Annotated in this window: 17 protein-coding genes; 11 read left to right on the forward strand and 6 right to left on the reverse strand. The window is 54.9% G+C overall.

The annotated features are described in order from the left end of the window. Nucleotides 1–11: 11 nt before the first annotated feature. On the reverse strand, nucleotides 12–977 hold the full coding sequence (locus ACR0AK_RS17810; protein ID WP_170560549.1) for an ABC transporter substrate-binding protein: 966 nt from the start codon (nucleotides 975–977) through the stop codon (nucleotides 12–14). Between the two features lie 270 nt (nucleotides 978–1,247). Here ACR0AK_RS17810 and ACR0AK_RS17815 point away from each other — a divergent pair, with 270 nt between their 5' ends. Next, nucleotides 1,248–2,132, forward strand: coding sequence for a LysR family transcriptional regulator (locus ACR0AK_RS17815; RefSeq protein ID WP_480794340.1), 885 nt, complete (start codon nucleotides 1,248–1,250; stop codon nucleotides 2,130–2,132). A gap of 45 nt (nucleotides 2,133–2,177) precedes the next feature. Here the strand turns inward: ACR0AK_RS17815 and cuyB are convergent, their stop codons facing one another. Together cuyB and cuyA are read right to left on the reverse strand one after the other, a co-directional pair. Then, the gene (gene cuyB, locus ACR0AK_RS17820; protein ID WP_480794341.1) at nucleotides 2,178–2,891 is read right to left on the reverse strand and encodes a cysteate racemase; all 714 of its coding nucleotides are present in this window, start codon (nucleotides 2,889–2,891) and stop codon (nucleotides 2,178–2,180) included. Nucleotides 2,892–2,894: 3 nt separating this feature from the next. Next, complete coding sequence (cuyA, locus tag ACR0AK_RS17825; protein ID WP_480794342.1) at nucleotides 2,895–3,908, reverse strand: D-cysteate sulfo-lyase; 1,014 nt, start codon at nucleotides 3,906–3,908, stop codon at nucleotides 2,895–2,897. A gap of 104 nt (nucleotides 3,909–4,012) precedes the next feature. Here cuyA and ACR0AK_RS17830 point away from each other — a divergent pair, with 104 nt between their 5' ends. After that, nucleotides 4,013–4,972: a LysR family transcriptional regulator gene (locus tag ACR0AK_RS17830; RefSeq protein WP_480794343.1), complete on the forward strand. Its 960-nt coding sequence runs from the start codon at nucleotides 4,013–4,015 to the stop codon at nucleotides 4,970–4,972. 55 nt (nucleotides 4,973–5,027) lie between these two features. Here the strand turns inward: ACR0AK_RS17830 and ACR0AK_RS17835 are convergent, their stop codons facing one another. Beyond that, a complete protein-coding gene (locus tag ACR0AK_RS17835; protein WP_480794344.1) occupies nucleotides 5,028–5,996 on the reverse strand; it encodes a LysR family transcriptional regulator in 969 nt (322 codons plus the stop codon). A gap of 128 nt (nucleotides 5,997–6,124) precedes the next feature. Between ACR0AK_RS17835 and ACR0AK_RS17840 the strand changes: the two genes are divergently transcribed. The 6 genes from ACR0AK_RS17840 to ACR0AK_RS17865 all read left to right on the forward strand — a co-directional run bounded on the left by ACR0AK_RS17840 (nucleotide 6,125) and on the right by ACR0AK_RS17865 (nucleotide 13,304). Then, nucleotides 6,125–7,132, forward strand: coding sequence for a TAXI family TRAP transporter solute-binding subunit (locus ACR0AK_RS17840; RefSeq protein ID WP_170560554.1), 1,008 nt, complete (start codon nucleotides 6,125–6,127; stop codon nucleotides 7,130–7,132). Between the two features lie 81 nt (nucleotides 7,133–7,213). After that, nucleotides 7,214–9,427 (forward strand): TRAP transporter permease, encoded by a 2,214-nt coding sequence (locus ACR0AK_RS17845; RefSeq protein ID WP_480794345.1) that lies wholly within the window; start codon nucleotides 7,214–7,216, stop codon nucleotides 9,425–9,427. A gap of 4 nt (nucleotides 9,428–9,431) precedes the next feature. Next, on the forward strand, nucleotides 9,432–10,670 hold the full coding sequence (locus ACR0AK_RS17850; protein WP_480794346.1) for an NAD(P)/FAD-dependent oxidoreductase: 1,239 nt from the start codon (nucleotides 9,432–9,434) through the stop codon (nucleotides 10,668–10,670). Between the two features lie 22 nt (nucleotides 10,671–10,692). Next, nucleotides 10,693–11,442 carry an aspartate/glutamate racemase family protein gene (locus ACR0AK_RS17855; protein WP_480794347.1) on the forward strand — a complete coding sequence of 250 codons (750 nt, stop codon included), beginning with the start codon at nucleotides 10,693–10,695 and terminating at the stop codon, nucleotides 11,440–11,442. A gap of 100 nt (nucleotides 11,443–11,542) precedes the next feature. Beyond that, nucleotides 11,543–12,271: a TSUP family transporter gene (locus tag ACR0AK_RS17860; protein ID WP_480794348.1), complete on the forward strand. Its 729-nt coding sequence runs from the start codon at nucleotides 11,543–11,545 to the stop codon at nucleotides 12,269–12,271. A 61-nt stretch (nucleotides 12,272–12,332) separates the two neighbouring features. Further along, nucleotides 12,333–13,304, forward strand: a complete 972-nt coding sequence (locus ACR0AK_RS17865) for a D-cysteine desulfhydrase family protein (RefSeq protein ID WP_480794349.1) — start codon at nucleotides 12,333–12,335, stop codon at nucleotides 13,302–13,304. A 142-nt stretch (nucleotides 13,305–13,446) separates the two neighbouring features. On the opposite strand, the gene ACR0AK_RS17870 is transcribed toward ACR0AK_RS17865, so the two are convergent. Then, nucleotides 13,447–13,662, reverse strand: coding sequence for a hypothetical protein (locus ACR0AK_RS17870; RefSeq protein WP_480794350.1), 216 nt, complete (start codon nucleotides 13,660–13,662; stop codon nucleotides 13,447–13,449). 120 nt (nucleotides 13,663–13,782) lie between these two features. On the opposite strand from ACR0AK_RS17870, the gene ACR0AK_RS17875 reads away from it, so the two are divergent. Further along, a complete protein-coding gene (locus ACR0AK_RS17875; RefSeq protein WP_480794351.1) occupies nucleotides 13,783–14,652 on the forward strand; it encodes a bifunctional allantoicase/(S)-ureidoglycine aminohydrolase in 870 nt (289 codons plus the stop codon). Here the strand turns inward: ACR0AK_RS17875 and bhcR are convergent. Further along, the gene (bhcR, locus tag ACR0AK_RS17880; protein WP_480794534.1) at nucleotides 14,633–15,481 is read right to left on the reverse strand and encodes an HTH-type transcriptional regulator BhcR; all 849 of its coding nucleotides are present in this window, start codon (nucleotides 15,479–15,481) and stop codon (nucleotides 14,633–14,635) included. The genes ACR0AK_RS17875 and bhcR overlap by 20 nt on opposite strands. 169 nt (nucleotides 15,482–15,650) lie before the next feature. Between bhcR and bhcA the strand changes: the two genes are divergently transcribed. Both bhcA and bhcB read left to right on the forward strand, forming a co-directional pair. After that, nucleotides 15,651–16,841: an L-aspartate--glyoxylate aminotransferase BhcA gene (gene bhcA / locus ACR0AK_RS17885; RefSeq protein ID WP_480794352.1), complete on the forward strand. Its 1,191-nt coding sequence runs from the start codon at nucleotides 15,651–15,653 to the stop codon at nucleotides 16,839–16,841. After that, a complete protein-coding gene (gene bhcB / locus ACR0AK_RS17890) occupies nucleotides 16,841–17,809 on the forward strand; it encodes a beta-hydroxyaspartate dehydratase BhcB (RefSeq protein WP_480794353.1) in 969 nt (322 codons plus the stop codon). The genes bhcA and bhcB overlap by 1 nt, the downstream gene beginning before the upstream one ends. Nucleotides 17,810–17,833 lie beyond the last annotated feature (24 nt).

Here is a 17,833-nt window from a genome sequence, read left to right on the forward strand (position 1 = left end):
TGGAAGCTTGATCAGAGGCCCAGCCAAGCGTCGACACGATCAGGGTTCGCCTCGACCCACTCGCGTGCAACCTCTGCCGGATCACGGCCCTTGCCGCTGATTTCATAAGCAAAGCCGCTGACATCATCCGCCGTCAGGGCGAAATTTGCGAAGAAATCAGCAATCGCCGGGGAACGATCTGGCAGTGTGTTAGACCAAGCAATCTGAACATTCTTCAGAGCATCTTTGGTGGCAACACTGGATTTATTGTACCAATCCGGATCGTCTGAAGGCTGCACCATCACGTATTTTTCCGGGTCGAAAGTCGGCTCGCTCAACATCTGAACGTCAAACATGAACCAGACCGCGTGTGGCTTGTAGCAATAGAAGGCATAGCCTTCGCCTTTCGCGATGCTGTCCTTGATCCGCGCAGTTTTCACGCTCTCCTCGGCACGTACCGGTTCGATAAAATCAAGCAGACCATAGTCGCGCGTTTTGACTTCGTTCACATTCGCCGAAGCCCAGCCAGGCGCACCGATCCACATCTCACCTTTGCCATTGCCGTCACTGTCCATCAGTGCGGCAACATCGGGGCGACCAAGATCAGCGATGTCGGTGATGTTGTTGGCTTCACCAAAATCCTTGCTGACGCAGAAGCCCTGATTGCCCTCATAAGGGTTCGACGACAAAGTTACCGTGCCCGCTTCGTCCACGTATTTCTTGGTAAAACTTTCCTGATTGGGCAGCCATACATCGGGATGCACGTCGATATCGCCCTTACCCTGATCCATCGCCTGAAAGATCGTCGCGTTGTTGCCGGGCACATATTCCACTTTGCCACCGATACGCATTTCCACGACCGCGCCAAGCACGTGCGCGATGGCCTGTGCTCCGGTCCAGGATGGCACACCGATTTTGACCTCTTCGGCCGCAAATGCCGGCATCGCATAAATGCTGACCGCAGCCGCCATGCCGAGCGTTTTTAGGTTGGTTCTCATGGTCTTCTCCTCTGTTGAAATGCGCCGTATTTCGGCGTCGTTTTTCCGTCGTTCGACTTTCCTATTGCGCAATAGGGTCGTGCCAACGTGCCGTTGGCTGCAACTTCGGACGGAAGGCTAAAAAAAGAGGACCAACCGCCAGACCCTGCCTAAAAGTCTAGATCAATTGCTTTTCTGAGAGCCAATTCAAACATTTCATCAAACTATTCTTTCTTTGCATAGTTTTCGGTATGCTGACGTGGCGCGTCTGTTGACTTGTTGGAGCACACATTGGATCTGAATTGGCTACGTGACTTCGAATGTCTTGCCCGGACCTTGAATTTCACTCGCGCGTCAGACGAGCGGAATATCACGCAATCCGCATTCAGCCGTAGGATCAAGGCGTTAGAAAGCTGGGTTGGGTTGCCTCTGGTCAATCGAGCCACATACCCCGTGCAACTGACTGAAGCCGGCAAACAATTCCTGCCCGTTGCCCTGACGGCAATTTCTCAACTGACAGAATCCCGCCAATCCTTGCGGGACGCAGACCGAGGCGATAGTCGGTTCATCCGATTTTCGGTGCTTCATACCATCGCGGTTAATTTTTTGGCAGCACGCATAGAAGAGCTGCAGAAACAAATCCCAGATCTGCGGACGCGTGTCCTGTCTGATTCCTTAAGTACCTGTTGTGATCTTCTGATCGAAGGAGCGGTGGATATCCTGCTGTGTTATTATCATCATTCAGTCTCGCCGATGATTGATGAGGCCGCATTTGAGCGGAAGGATCTAATAAAGGACCGTCTGGTGCCTGTTGCGGCTGTTGACCCGGCGCGCGCTAATGGGTGGGATTTAAACAGACAGAATGGCCCGCCGATCCCGTATCTGGCCTATGACCGGTCTTCGTTTCTGGGGATGGTCGTTGAAAACACCATTGATCGGAAATCCCTAAACAGCGAGACGATCTATGTCGATAGTCTTGTCGAAACGATCAAGCGGCGTTTGATGACTGGCAGCGGATTTGCCTGGATGCCCGAGACGGCGATTTCGTCGGAACTGGATCAGGGATTGCTGGTACCGATCGGTGACGACGCGTGGTGCGCCACAATGACGATCTCGGCGTTTTCCAATCCAGCCGCCTTTGACCAGACCGCACATCAGCTTTGGGAGCGTTTGTAGCGGCGAAAATCCCTGGCAACCCACTGCTCAGGAAGGCGCGGCTTCCTATTCCACCCCACCAAGTCGGCCCGTTTGAGAAAACTCAACAATCGCGCCAACCAACAGACCTATCGTATCGACGGCCTTGCTCTTGTCCGCGACGCTATCGGCAATAAGAGAAAACTCCGAGCAGGCGACAAGTTGAAGATCAGCTCCTGCGTTTACCAACTCTTTCGAGGCTGCTCGCAGTATTTCGCGCGCCCCGTTACTCGGACCGCCGACTTTGATCTTGCGAATTGCTGCCAACGCTTTGCGATCATCCACAGGCCAGATGACCGTTAACCCACGCGTTTGCAGAGCCGTTTCGAACAGGCATGTACGGCGAACTGCGGGTGAGGCAAGCATGCCGACACAACCACCTGATCCCAGCAGGCTAGCTGCGTGATCCGCCGCCAACTCAATCATATTTAGCAAGGGAATGTTCACAGCATCAGTGATCGCATTGGCATAGTGATGTGCCGTATTGCAGGGCATTGCCAGTGCCGCAGCTCCGGCGCCTTGAAGGCGGCGGGCCATTGCGCCCAGCGTTGGCCCCGGATCTTCTCCGCTCTCATCAATCAGATGAGCGATCCGCGATGGCACCTGCGGATTCATATCAATCAAAAGTGGGATGTGATCGCGGTCATCACGTACCGGCACCGCCTCTAACAGCTTTCGCTGGAGGAGAATGGTGGCCTCGGGTCCCATCCCACCAAGAATGCCGATTGGGCGCAAAGTCATTGCTCAGATATTAACCCATCGGTTTTTGTGATCGAATGCAAAGTCATACCCACCCAGCGCCGCCGCGCCGCCAGTGTGGAGGAATACAACCCGCTGGTCTTTGAATTCCCCCTTTCGCGCCAGATCTATCAGACCTGCTGCACCTTTTGCTGAGTAACAGGGGTCCAAAAGAATACCCTCCAATTCAGCAAACATTTGGATCGCTTCGATGCCGCTTTCCGTCGGCAGACCATAGCCTTCGCCCACATAGTCGGTATTGGCTACCACGTCTTCACGCTTTACCACCCCCGGGCAACCCAGCTTTTCCGATGTTTTACAGGCGAGGTCATAGACCATTTGTTCCTGTTTTGGCTGAGGTGCTCTTGTTCCGATTCCCAGCACCGGCACCTGCGCGTTCATAGCGCACATTCCTGTCACCAACCCGGCCTGCGTCCCCGACGAACCGGTTGCGTGCACCAGCCGATCTATTCTTAATCCACTGTCATTGGCTTGACCCAAAAGTTCGAAAGCCGCGTTTACATAGCCAAGCGCCCCGGTCGGGTTCGATCCGCCGCCGGGAATGACATAGACATTGCGGCCCTCGGCTCGCTTCTTCTCAGCGGCTTTCTCCATTTCGCCTGGCATGTTGTGACCGCCGGGAAACTTCTCGGTTGTCGCACCGTGTAGATGGTCCAGCAGAACGTTACCGTTGGTGTTGTAGTTTCCGTCCTGATAGCCGGTGCGGTCTTCCAGCAGGATATGGCAATCAAGTCCTAGCTTGGCGGCGAAAGCGGCAGTTTGACGACCGTGGTTGGTTTGAGTGGCCCCTTGGGTCATGACCATGTCCGCGCCCAGCGCTTCCGCCTCGGCCATCAGGAATTCCAGCTTGCGGGTCTTGTTGCCGCCGGTTGACATGCCGGTGCAATCGTCGCGTTTGATCCAGATTTCCACACCCAGTTCTTTTGACAACCGCTTCATCGGTTCAAGGGGCGTGGGGAGATGGGCGAGGTGAAGGCGGGGGAAGCGGGTGAGATGCATATCATGGCTCCTAATATTGATTTCCGACAACTTACCCCCATAAATACAGCGCTTCTAATTCGAAATTTGGGCCATATGTTGCAGAAATTGCATATTGCTGACAGTTGAGGTATCTGACCCTTATGCGTCTGGAATGGATCGATGACATACTGGCTGTGTTGGATAGCGGATCGCTGACCCGTGCTGCGGACAAACGGTTACTGACCCAATCCGCCTTTACCCGTCGGATACGGCTTATAGAAGACAATATCGGTGCGATCTTGTTTGATCGTCGCCGCAAACCCGTATCTCTGATGCCGGGTGTACAGGCTTTGGAACCTGAGCTGCGTGAATTGAGTACGCGGCTGCACAAACTTCGACATACTATGAAAACTGCGAGCGATCAGGCGAGCAAATCTCTGTCCCTGGTGTGCCAACATGCTCTCACGACAACCGTTTCACCAAAAGTTGTCCGGGCTTTGACCGCAAATAACGATATCTCGGTACGGGTGCGATCCGGAAATCAGGACGAATGCCTGTTGCAACTGATCTCAAAAGAGGTCGACTTCGCGATCATGTACACAATCTCGGACGGCAGAGCGCACGACCTTGAAAATGCGTTCGAGGCCAAGACGCTAGGCACTGATACTCTGATCCCGGTTTGCGTCCCTGAAATGCGCTGGGAAATGGCAGGCGATACCATTCCGGCGATCGTCTACCCGCCTGATGTCTTCCTTGGGCAGGTGTTTTCCCGATTGGTCGCGCCACGCTTACCTGAAAAGGCGACAATCGTCTCCCGAGCAGAGACAGCGCTGACGCTAGCGATGCTGCAATATGCCGTGGATGGAATTGGCGTCGCATGGTTGCCTAACTCTTTGGCAGCCAATTCGCTTGCCGAGGGGCAACTTGTTCGCGTTGACACCCTGCCTGCACAAGCACTTACAATCAGAATGGTCCGATTGGCCGGGGCGCAGTCACATTATAATGAACAAGTATGGAAACGCTTTGCCGGGCAATTACCGAGCTTTTGGTCATCCCAAGACCTGAAAGTTTCGCAACAGCCCCCGTTGGTCGGCCTGCGGTAAAGTTGTCAAAGGACCCCCTCGCTTTCCTTAGCTTTCGGGTCTTAAGATAAGTGTTTTAATTCTGTTCGGCCGCCGCTTCGTCAACACAGATCGCCCGCGGATTTGCTTTCACCGCTTCCAATTTCCCCATCACTTCGGCTTTCCAGCCTGCTTTTATCTGTATGGCCAATTGGGACGGTGGCCGGTGATCCGGTTCGAGGATGGCATACTCATATCTTAGCGGTTTATCGAAGGGCAAAAACACGAGCTTTCCGTTGGATAGATTAAGTTCGCGTTCGGTCGCGACTGTCAGAGGATCAACGATGCTGCAACACTGCCCCGAACTGACAAATGGGATGAGAGGCAGAAAGTATTGGCAGGTTACGGTCTGATTGTATTCGGCAGCAACCTCTTCAAACACCTGACGAACTTTGCGTTGGAACGGGTGTGAAGGATGCAGACCACCCATTGGCGTACCGTCAAGATCCGATAGAGCCAGGCTATCGCAAGACGAAAGAGGATTTTCGCGATCAACCGCACAAAAACAATCCGCCCGGATTAACTCGGCAGAATACTGGGGTTCTTTACCGGTCGAATGCTCGAAGTCTGCAAAGCCGAAGTCGATGTTCTGAGTCCCCGCAAGCTCCATGATCTGCGGTGAACTGCGTGTGGAAAGTGTGATACGAATATCGGGGTTTTCACCTACTGATTGGCTGATGAAACGTGGGAACAAAAAGGCGGATGGGCCAGGCATCGTTGCAATATTCAGGCTTCCGGCGTGCCCTTTGATCAGCCCTTCCATCGTGTGCGAGATTGTAGCAAGGCGGTCCAGAATACCCGTAGTTTCGGCTAAAAGATAATGCGCCTCGGGGACAGGTACCAATCGCCGTCCCTTACGTTCGAACAACGTCAGGCCGAGAGTCTTTTCAAGGTTTTTCAACGCAAGACTAATCGCGGGCTGCGTGCGGTTTAGCTTTTTGGCGGTTTGAGAGATGGAGCCGGTTTCCATCACCTCTCGAAATACGGTCAGCTGAGTCAGGTTCATATCCCGATCATAAGCAAAACTTTAATTTTGTGAAATATAACAAATTTGTATTTATGTAATTTGTCTCTACGCTTGCAGGATCGAAGTTTGGGCAAACCAAATCCGAGGATCCAACAAAGGAGATGACAATGAAATTTGTGAAATGCCTGGCTGGTCTGGCCTTGGCGGGCGCGTTGGCCGCACCCGCGCTGGCGCAGAACCCGACTTTTTTCCGTATTGGCACCGGTGGCGCTGGCGGCACCTACTTCCCCATCGGCGGAACCATCGCAAATGGAATCTCCGCGCCTCCGGGCTCACGCCCCTGCGAAGAAGGCGGCCAGTGCGGGGTTCCGGGCCTGATCGCGATTGCGCAATCCACCACTGCGTCGGTATTCAACAATGCTGCCGTTCAGAATGGAGAGCTTGAGGCCGGTCTGGCCGCGGCCGACGTGACCCGCTCAATGTATCTGGGTGAAGGTAAGTTCGAAGGCAAACCCCACCCAAAGCTGCGCATTGTCGCTAATCTGTTCCCCGAAGACTTGCATCTGGTGCTGCCAGCGGGCCAGACAATTGGCAATCTGGGCGACCTTGAAGGCAAGCGCGTAGGTATCGCACAAGCGGGTTCAGGTACGCAGGTTGCGGTTCTGCAAATGCTGGACGCCTGGGGCGTCAACCGCGACAACATGGATGAGGCCGAACTGAACAACAGCCAAAGCGCAGAGCGTCTGGCCGACGGTCAGCTTGACGCCTATTTCTATGCCGCAGGCTGGCCGGTGGCCGCGATGGTACAACTGTCCTCGACCAAAGGTATGAACCTGCATTCGTTCAGCGACGAAGATCTGGCGAAGATCAACGAGATCATTCCAGCCTATATCCCCTCGGCCATTCCGGGCGGTGTCTATGAAGGCATCGACGCCGAGACCAAAACCCCCGCGGTCAGCGCGATGCTGGTTGTATCCTCAGATTTGTCTGACGAACTGGTCTATGAGCTGACCAAAGCCCTGTGGAATGACAACACCCGCAAGCTGCTGGATAACGGCCATGCTAAGGGCAAGCAGATCACTGCTGAGACAGCGCTGGACGGTGTCGAGGCGCTGGGTGTTCCACTGCATCCGGGCGCTGAAAAGTTCTATAAAGAAGCCGGGCTTCTTCAGTAATTCAGCCTTAAACAGCTTAAACGTCCGGTGTCCCTTTTGGGGCACCGGGTACTCTAAATACGCTTAATCAGGGGGGCCATCATGTCCGAGACACAGAAACTTGATGACCACGAACTGACAGCCGAGGAACTGGCTGCCATCGAAGAACAATTCGACGAAGGTGCTGCCGTCCGGCAGGTTACACCGACGACCGGCAAGGTTCTGCGTGTTGTTGCCCTGATCTTTGCATTCTATGAATTCTTCACGGCCGGATTTGGCCTTCCAGCTGATCACTGGCACATGGGCATCTACCTGGCCCTGCTGTTCATTCTGGTCTACGCGACAATCCCGATTATCGGTGCAAAAAGCCTCTATGCGCTTAAGGTCAGCCGGTTCCGCATAGGCAACATCCCTCTTTACGATCTAGTCTTCATGGCGCTGGGGATCGTGGCTGCCCTGTATGTAGGCGTCGCGTGGCGCGGCATTCCGTTTCTGGGGATCGAGGAACAGACGTTCCGCATGGGCAACCCCAACACTTATGACGTGATTTTGGGCGTGATCATCATCCTGTTGGTGCTGGACATAGCGCGCCGCACATTGGGTTGGGTGCTGCCTCTGATCATCTGTGTTTTTATCTCATACGCCCTGCTCGGGCCGTACTTCCCTGGCCTGCTGCAGCATCCCGGCGTAAACTTCAAAACTTTCGTGTCGTCGATGTACTTCCCCCAAGAAGGCATCTACGGCGTCACCCTTTGGGTTGTTTCGACCATCGTGTTCCACTTCGTGTTGTTCGGCGTGATCGCGCAGCGCACGGGGTTGGGACAGCTTTTCATCGATAACGCTACGATTTTGGCGGGCCGTTATACCGGCGGTCCGGCAAAAGTGTCGGTGGTATCCTCGGCCTTCTTCGGCACGATCTCGGGCTCTTCGGTGGCCAACACCGTTTCGACCGGCGCGCTGACAATTCCCAACATGAAGCGCCTTGGATACCCCGGCCATTTTGCGGGCGGGGTCGAGGCCGCGTCGTCGGCCGGTGGGCAGATCACTCCGCCGATAATGGGGGCGGCCGCCTTCATCATGGCCGAGTTCCTCGAGGTTCCCTACACCACCATCGTGATCGCGGCGATCTTCCCGGCCATCCTGCACTATGTCGGCGTCTTCGCCGTGGTACACCTGATGGCGCGCAAGCTGAACCTAAAAGGTCTGGCGAAAGAGCAGCTACCACAGCTCAAGGCTGTCTGGGCTGAGGGTTGGGCCAATATTGTTCCTTTGATCGGATTGTTGGTGGTGCTTTTCACGGGCTACACGCCGTTCATGTCCGCCTTTTGCGGTATCTCGCTTGCCGTGATTGCGGGCATGTCGCGCATCAAGCAACCGCCAACACTGATCTATGCTGCGGCGTTCCTTGCGTTCGTGCTTTGGAAGTTCTCTGATGGCGGATTCGATCTGACCATGACGGCCATTCTTTGCGGCCTGTCAGTGATCGCTACACTGAACCCCCAGAAACGGATCGAAGTGCCCGAGATGCTGCAGGCGGTCGAACTGGGCGTGAAGTACTCGCTGGCCGTGGGTGCTGCGGCTGCTGCGGTAGGTATCGTGGTGGGTGTGATCAACACGACCGGTATCGGGTTCCGCATCGGGTTCATGGTGACGCAGGGCGCAGGCAATCTGGCGTCGGATCTGTACAACATGATCTCGTTCGGCAGCTTCCAGCTATTTGCGATGGAAGACCTGCAATTGTTCATCTCACTGGTCTTCATCGCCGTCGTCTGCATTCTGATGGGTGCGGGCATACCAACCACAGCGCTGTATATCATGCTGGTATCGGTAGCGCAGCCTGCCTTGGCGCAACTGGGCGTTCCACCAATCGCCAGCCATCTGTTCGTGCTCTACTATGGCGTGGTGTCCGAGATTACGCCGCCGGTTTGTACGTCAGCTTATGCGGCGGCGGCCATTGCCAACTCGAACCCATTCCGAACCGGATTGTCGGCCTTTACGCTTGGGCTAGGTAAAGTGATCGCCCCAATGGCCTTCGTCTACGCGCCAGTTCTGCTGTTTGTGTCCTCAACCGGGTTTAACCTGTGGGAATTCACCTATACCGCAACAAGCTGTATTGCCGGTGTCATTGCTCTATCGGCCGCAGTTGTGGGGTATTGGCTGAAACCCATGAACATTGCGTCGCGGATACTGATGGCAATTGCGGGGATTATCTTTGTTGCGCCTAGTCTAACGGCAGATCTGATCGCGCTGGCCGTGGCCTCACCGGTCATTGTCACCCAACTGATCGCCCGCAATCGCAGTCACTCACCGGCCTGAAACGATGACAGAGAAAGTGACCATCATCGGCGCAGGGATCGTCGGCATTTGTTGCGCTTTGTCGTTACAGGAACGCGGCATTTCGGTTCGGTTGATTGACCGTGGTGAACCAGGTCAGGAAACATCCTTTGGCAATGCAGGTGTCGTCTCGCCGTGGTCAATCATTCCTCAAGCGATGCCGGGTATATGGAAATCACTGCCCCGGATGCTGCTGGACCCCAAAAGCGCGCTTTCGGTCAGGCCCAGCTATTGGCCTAAAATGATCACTTGGGGGCTGCGGTTTCTGGGAAACTCCGGCGAAAGGTCAGTGCGCGAAATCTCGGACTCGATGGAGCTTTTGTGCCGCCCTTCCATCGACCTGTATCGTCGTCACCTTCAAGGCACCGGTCACGAGAACCTAATCACCGACAGCTACTATATTCACGCTTTTCGTCACCAGAAGCAGGCGGATCTGAACGGGCTTGGATATCTGATCCGTCAGGAAAAAGGAGGCGATCTGGAGCTTGTCGATGGTGCGGGGTTGCGTCTTCTCGAACCTGCGCTGTCAGACGAGTTCAAAGCCGCAATCGTGATAAAAGGACAGGCACGTGTAACTTCGCCGGGACGTGTGGGGGCAGTTCTGGCGGAAAAAGCGCGCGCACAGGGCGCTGAAATTGTCAGAACAGAAATCACCAGTCTGTCTGCGGCCGAAGAAGGCCCTTGGCAGTTGGCAACCTCGCAAGGCACGCTGCGTGCCGCTAACGTTATCCTCGCGGCTGGCGTTTGGTCTGCCGACCTGCTGAAACCACTAGGATTGCCTGTGCCGCTTGTGGCCGAGCGGGGCTACCATGTCGAATTCCCGACGCCCTCTACCCAATTGAACAATTCGGTCATGGATGTAGATGCAAAAGTCGTCGCAAGTTCAATGCAGGGTGGCCTGAGGGTCGCTGGCACAGCCGAATTTGCCAGCGTCGATGCTCCTGCTGATCGGCGCAAGAAAGCAATACTGACCAAACAGGCCAAAGCTATGGTGCCGGGCCTTGATACCGGAGAGGCACAATTTTGGATGGGGCGGCGGCCATCCTTTCCAGACAGTTTACCGGCGATTGGACCAGTTGACGGTAGGGAAGGGCTCTTTACCGCGTTCGGGCATTCTCACTACGGGTTGATGATGGCCCCAAAGACCGGCGAACTTGTCGCCGATATTGTGTCTGGTCGCAGCCCAAACATCGATCTGGCCCCGTTTTCTCTGGCCCGGTTTTAAAGTTTCAAATCAGAAGGATCCGATGACAATGCCAATCTACAACGGTGGTCAGAACATTTGCGGGGCGTCAATCGGTGTTCTGTGCCTCGAAAGCTATTTCCCAAAACCGCCAGGTCACATCAAGAACCCTTCCAGCCTGCCATTCCCGGTCCTTTACGAAATGATCGACGGTGTAACTGTCCCGACATTGCTGAACAACCCTACACCCGAATTGCTGGCCCCGTTCATCCAAGGCGCCAAGCGGCTTGAGGCCGAAGGTGTGCGGGCGATCACCGGCAGTTGCGGTTTTTTGGCCTTGTTTCAAAAAGAGCTGGCCGCTGCGGTTTCGGTACCCGTCTTTGCCTCTAGCCTGATCCAGGTGCCGCTGGCGTTTCACATGACCGGGGCCAGCGCGCCGGTGGGCGTGCTTACTGCGGATGCCTCCGCATTGACGGCTCGGCACTTCGAAGGCGTTGGCGCAGCGGGTATCCCCGTAGCGGTGAAGGGATTGGAAGGCACCTCAGAATTCGCCGAAGTGATCTTAAGGAACACACGGACCCGAATGGATACCGATCTGATCGAAGCCGAAGTCTTGGATGCGGCTCGTAGTCTGGTTTCTGAAGCTCCGAACATTCGGTCATTGGTATTGGAATGCACGGACCTGCCGCCTTATGCATCTCGTCTTCAGGAGGAACTGAAGTTCCCTGTATTTGACCTGACCACACTGGCGCAAATGGCGCACGCTGTGACGACCCGAGCGCCATATTCCGGACTGATGCCATGGCAGCGCTGACGGCGCCGAACCTTCAGTGAAGGAGAATGGAATGGACCATGGCCGGAAACTCAGGATATCTGGGGCCGCGCAACATTACCTTGGTCCTTAGGAGTTTTGAGTGCCCGTTGACCTGTCCATCCTGATGATTGCCATCTGCCTTGGCGCAATGCTGCAAGTCGGCGTCGGGATCGGCTTCAGCATCATTGCGGGGCCGCCCATGATGATTTTGCTTGGCACGGCGACGGCAGTTCCCGTTTTGCTGTTGCTGAACACTATTGTTTCTGTGGTCGCGACGGACCGACATATTCTCAGGAACAACCGTCAGCTCATTCGCACCGCGGTCATCGGATGCTGTGTCGGTGTGGCCGTTGGCCTCGTCGTTTATCCCCTTTTGAGCGAGTCTTTTGTTCTTGCGCTAACGGCCTGCCTATTGCTGATCGGGTTGATAGCGACCCTGCTCCCATTGCGGAGTTCAATTGGCGGCGCTGGGTTTTCAGTCGTCACTGGGCTGTCCGGACTTGCAACGGTTTGGGCGGCGACACCGGGCCCCCTTATGGTTTTCGGTCTGATTGCTAAAGGCCGTTCCCCCAAGGAAGTAGCGAAACTGGTTCAACCGATAGCGTTGGTGGCATACGGCATAGCTTTTTTGTTGCACAGTTTGTCCGAAGCCCAAGCAATCTCATATGAACCGAAGTTAATTGGGTTCGTTGCGATTACTTTGATCGGCAGCGTAATTGGTCGTGCAGCAGGCCCTTACTTACCACAGCCGATCGTCATCGCAGTGATCCGCGTGGTTTCCTTAATTGCCTGCTGCGTTCTGTTCCATCGGGCTTTTTCAATGGCTTAACCTTAAAGGTCATAAGATGACACGAAACAACAATTTGCACAGATTTCCACGTGCCAAACTTATGTCGGGTCCAACCCCTTTGGAGCGTTTGGACAACTTGTCGGCAGAACTGGATATCGATCTCTGGTTAAAACGTGATGATCTGACTGGGCTTAGCTTTGGTGGCAACAAAACACGGCAGCTTGAATTCTATCTCGGAGATGCGTGTCAACAAGGTGCCGATACCATTCTGATCACTGGCGCCGTTCAATCCAACTTCGTTCGATCTGCGGCCGCAGCGGCAGCCAAACTGGGTATGCAATCCGTCCTGCAGTTGGAAGAACGTGTCCCTGAAATGGGCGCAGAGTACTACTCGTCCGGCAATGTACTCCTGGCTCAGATCTTGGGGGCCGAACATATGAGTTACCCCGAAGGTGAGGACGAAGCCGGAGCGGATGCGGCCCTTCATGCGCGCGCAGATGAACTGAAAACCGAAGGTCACAAACCGTATGTTATTCATCTGGGGCTGGGCCATCCGCCCTTGGGCGCCTTGGGCTATGTCGTTGCCGGACAAGAACTGTATCAGCAAATGCCTGATTTCGACGCGGTCGTTGTCCCATCAGGCAGCGGAGCAACACACGGGGGATTACTGACCGGGTTAGCGTTGGAAGACTGCGCTGCTTCAGTGTTTGGGATATGCGTGCGCAGGGATCGTGAGAAGCAGCAGACTCGAATGAAAATCGTGCTACAGAAACTTGCGGACCTGCTGAATATCGACGCGGGACTTCTTCAGGAAAAGATCGAAGTATTTGATGACGCCTTACCGCCCGGGTATGGCAAAGTTAATGAAGTAACCCGTTCTGCATTGAAGAAAATGGCCCGCTCCGAAGGGGTCTTCCTCGACCCGGTATATTCTGCAAAAACGTTCGCTGGCTTGCTGAGTTTGGTTGAAGGCGGGAAAATCAAACCGGGCGATAGGGTCGTTCTGCTGCACACAGGCGGATTGCCCGCACTCTTCGGTTATCAAAGTGAACTGATGGACAGCCCAACCTGATACGCGGGCAGTCTTGATCCGACACAGAGCTCCGCTTGCCGGCATATTTGGGGCCCTAGGAAGTGTCGGAACCCGAAGGGTACTGTGTCTGCTTACGGCGATTTTGTGCGCCCAGTGTAAGATCGCGGACCGGCGGCAATATTCAATACTCGTCGAGAAGCTCTTGCTCACTGGCGCCAATTTCCGCCAAAGCACTTTCGACATCGGCACCTGCAAGGTAGATAAATTGGACACCCCACCTTATCACACCCCGAATGCTTAATGCACACTCGGCGATGCCAGTCGATCCGGTTGGAAGACTAGCGCATTCATGGCATCGACCATCTGATTGCGGATTGGAACCTCCGAGTAGTGCCATTCGTTCGACCACGCGGATTTTTCAAATCTTTTCGAATAGTGCTGCTGCATTTTTGCGGGTGGTCCACACAATCCGCCCGGCGCATATTTTTGAATGCATGGTATTTCTTCAGGAGCATACATGAGCACCAAGTATTTCGCACCAAGCGGTGGACATCCTGGTCAGGAACAACTGTTGACTGATCGCGCTGTTTTTACTGAGGCTTATGCCGTGATCCCGAAGGGGACGATGCGGGATATCGTGACCAGCTTTCTGCCGTTTTGGGATGATACACGTTTGTGGGTAATCTCGCGTCCTCTCAGCGGGTTTGCCGAAACCTTTTCGCAATACATCATGGAAGTTCAACCCGGTGGTGGTTCTGACCGCCCCGAGGTCGATCCCGAGGCCGAAGGTGTTTTGTTTGTGGTTGAAGGCACCGCGACACTTGTCGCGGAAGGCACAACCTATGAACTGACGCCAGGAGGCTACGCCTATCTACCACCTGAGAGCGACTGGACCCTGCGAAACCAAGGCGACGAAATCCTGCGTTTCCATTGGATCCGAAAGGCTTATGAAGCCGTAGAGGGCCTCGATACCCCCGACGTACTTGTTCTCAACGAAAACGACATCGCTCCAACAACAATGCCAGGCACAGATGGCAAGTGGGCGACAACGCGATTTGTAGACCCCAGCGATTTGCGCCACGATATGCATGTGACCGTGGTGACGTTTGAGCCCGGCGCCGTCATCCCCTTTCTTGAAACTCATGTCATGGAACACGGTCTATATGTTCTGGAAGGCAAGGCGGTCTACCGTCTGAACAATGACTGGGTTGAGGTAGAGGCAGGTGACTATATGTGGCTGCGCGCGTTCTGCCCACAGGCTTGCTATGCAGGTGGCCCGGGCAAGTTCCGTTATCTGCTTTACAAAGATGTGAATCGGCATATGGCACTGCGACCGGGGCCTGCCGCCTACCCGCATCACAGACGCGTCAGGGCTGCTGCGGAGTAATCGTTCCACCGATCGCCAGCGTCAACTGTTGAGCCGCCTCAATGACGGGGCGGCTTAGTCTTTCAATCTCACTCTCGCTGACGCGACTTGTCGGCCCGGACACTGAAATCCCTGCAACCGCCTCTTGATTGATATCGAAGACCGGCGCTGCAATACATCGCATGCCCATATTCTTCTCTTCGTTGTCCACTGAGAAGCCCTGCGCCCTTACTGCCGCGAGATCCTTTTTCAACGCTTCCGGATTAGTAATCGATCTATCCGTAAAAGCCTGCAGTTCCAGGTTGGTTAACAGCCGGTTCAACCTGTCGTCATCCATAAAGGCCAGTAGTGCTTTACCGATCCCTGATGCGTGCATTTGCGACAACGTGCCAGGCGGAAAGAACGCCCGAATGCTGGCATGTGTTTCCACCTGACTCAGAAAAAGCACAAAGCCCTCTTTCTCCACCCCTAGATTGGCGGTCTCGCCAGTGGTCTCCATGAGTTTTCGCATAACTGGTCTGGCCCGATCCACAAGGCTGGTTCGACGCAGGAAACGTGAACCAATTACGAACGCGCGCGGACCGATGTGCCAGACTTGCTCTTCGTGATCAAATTCGACGAGCCCCCTGCCTTCAAGCGTCACGAGTATTCGGTAAACAGTGGCTGGTGACTGCCCCATTTCATCGGACAGCGCGGTCAACGCCTTTCCCTGCTCCTCGCTCAGATACTCAAAAACTTCCATCGCCCGATCGAGGGATTTGATTGTATTCTGCGCCGTCTTATCGTCCCACCCCCGTGGCCTCCCACGGGCTTTGCGGCGGGTTCCGCGAGTATTTTCTTGAGAATCCATAAAAACCCTCCAATCTTTAGTGAAAGACGTATTCATCATATGAAAAATGTAAAATACTGACAACTATAAATTAATTCTTCGCTAGAGAGTTTTGAAAGCAATTTTCAAAAATATATCGGGCTGATGGGTAGGAGTTTATTGTGTGGTCAACGACGGAAGGAGACCACCCATGAGCTTTCAAAATCCCGTTTTCATCCCGGGCCCGACCAATATCCCTGAAAGCCTGCGCAAGGCTTGCGATATGCCCACGATTGACCACCGTTCGCCGCTGTTCGGGCAGATCTTGCATCCCGCGCGCACGGGTGTGCAGAAAATTCTGAAAAGCGACAGCGCCGAAATCTTCATCTTCCCGTCGACTGGGACCGGAGGCTGGGAAACTGCTTTGACCAACACCCTTTCCGCCGGCGACAAGGTTCTGGCCGCGCGCAATGGCATGTTCAGCCACCGCTGGATCGACATGTGCCAACGTCACGGGTTAAATGTCGAGATTGTCGAAACCCCTTGGGGCGAAGGGCTGCCGGCCGATCGTTACGAAGAGATTCTAAGCGCCGACACAAACCATGAGATCAAGGTTGTTCTTGCCACACACAACGAAACGGCAACCGGTGTGAAATCGGATATTGCGGCCGTGCGCAAGGCACTGAATGCTGCCGGACACCCGGCCATGCTGTTCGTTGATGGCGTTTCGTCAATCGCGTCCATGGACTTCCGTTTTGACGAATGGGGTGTCGACGTTGCCGTTACGGGTTCGCAAAAAGGGTTCATGCTGACCGCGGGTCTGGCCATTGTCGGCTTCAGCCAGAAGGCAATGGAGGCAACAAAAACGGGCACCCTTCCCCGCACCTTCTTTGATGTGCATGACATGGCAAAGGGCTATGCCAATAACGCCTATCCTTACACGCCTGCAGTTGGCTTGATGAACGGCCTCAATCAGGCCTGTGATATGCTGCTGAGTGAAGGTCTGGAAAACGTTTTTGCCCGGCATAACCGTATTGCTGAAGGTGTTCGCGCGGCAGTAGGCGCCTGGGGACTGGAGCTTTGTGCAGCCAACCCGTCGGTGTATTCTGATACCGTTAGCGCGATCCGCACGCCGAACGGCTTCAACGCAACGGACATCGTGACCCATGCCGCCGAAAAATACGGCGTTGCGTTCGGAGTTGGCCTTGGTGAGGTTGCGGGCAAGGTATTCCGCATCGGACACCTAGGCAGCCTGACTGACGTTATGGCTCTGTCCGGGATCGCCACTGCTGAAATGTGCATGGCCGATCTGGGCCTTAACATTCAATTGGGTTCGGGCGTGGCCGCGGCGCAAGAATACTATCGTGGTCATCCAGCGGCGGTTCAGAAGGACGCCGCATGATGAAGGATTACAACATGTACATCCCAACGTATGAGGACATGCTCGCGGCGCATGATCGGATCGAACCTTTCATCCGCCGCACACCGGTCCGAACCTCGGACTATTTGAACGAACTGACCGGGGCGCAACTGTTCTTCAAATGCGAGAACTTTCAGGAACCGGGCGCATTCAAGGTACGCGGTGCGACCAATGCGGTCTTCGGCCTTGATGACGAGCAGGCCAAGAAAGGCGTCGCGACACATTCTTCGGGAAACCACGCCTCGTGCCTGTCCTACGCTGCAATGAAACGGGGCATTCCCTGTAACGTGGTCATGCCGCGTACTGCGCCACAGGCAAAGAAAGATACGGTTCGTCGCTATGGCGGTAAGATCACGGAATGTGAGCCCTCCACCTCGTCGCGCGAAGCGACCTTTGCCGAGGTTCAGGCGGCCACAGGTGGCGATTTCGTTCATCCCTACAACGATCCGCGTGTGATCGCCGGGCAAGGCACATGTTCGCGCGAGTTCATCGAACAAACCGATGGCCTGGACGCGGTGGTTGCACCCATCGGTGGCGGTGGAATGGTGTCAGGCACTTGCCTGACCCTATCCAACCTTGCCCCGGAAACCGCGATTATTGCGGCTGAACCGGAACAGGCTGACGATGCCTTTCGCAGCTTCAAGGCTGGGCACATCATCGCGGATGACGCACCAAAGACAATTGCCGACGGGCTGCTGGTGCCGCTGAAGGACCTCACGTGGCACTTTGTGTCGAACCACGTATCCGAGATTTACACGGCCTCAGAGCAAGAGATCATCGACGCGATGAAACTGACGTGGAAACACCTGCGGATCGTGATGGAACCATCCTCGGCCGTTCCGCTGGCCACAATCCTGAAGAACCCGGACGCATTCAAAGGCAAGCGTGTCGGCCTGATCATAACAGGGGGCAACGTCGATCTGGACAAGCTGCCCTGGCTGAACGCGTGACATCAATCCCGACATAGGAATACG

The organism is Ruegeria sp. BI12 (genome assembly GCF_056537985.1).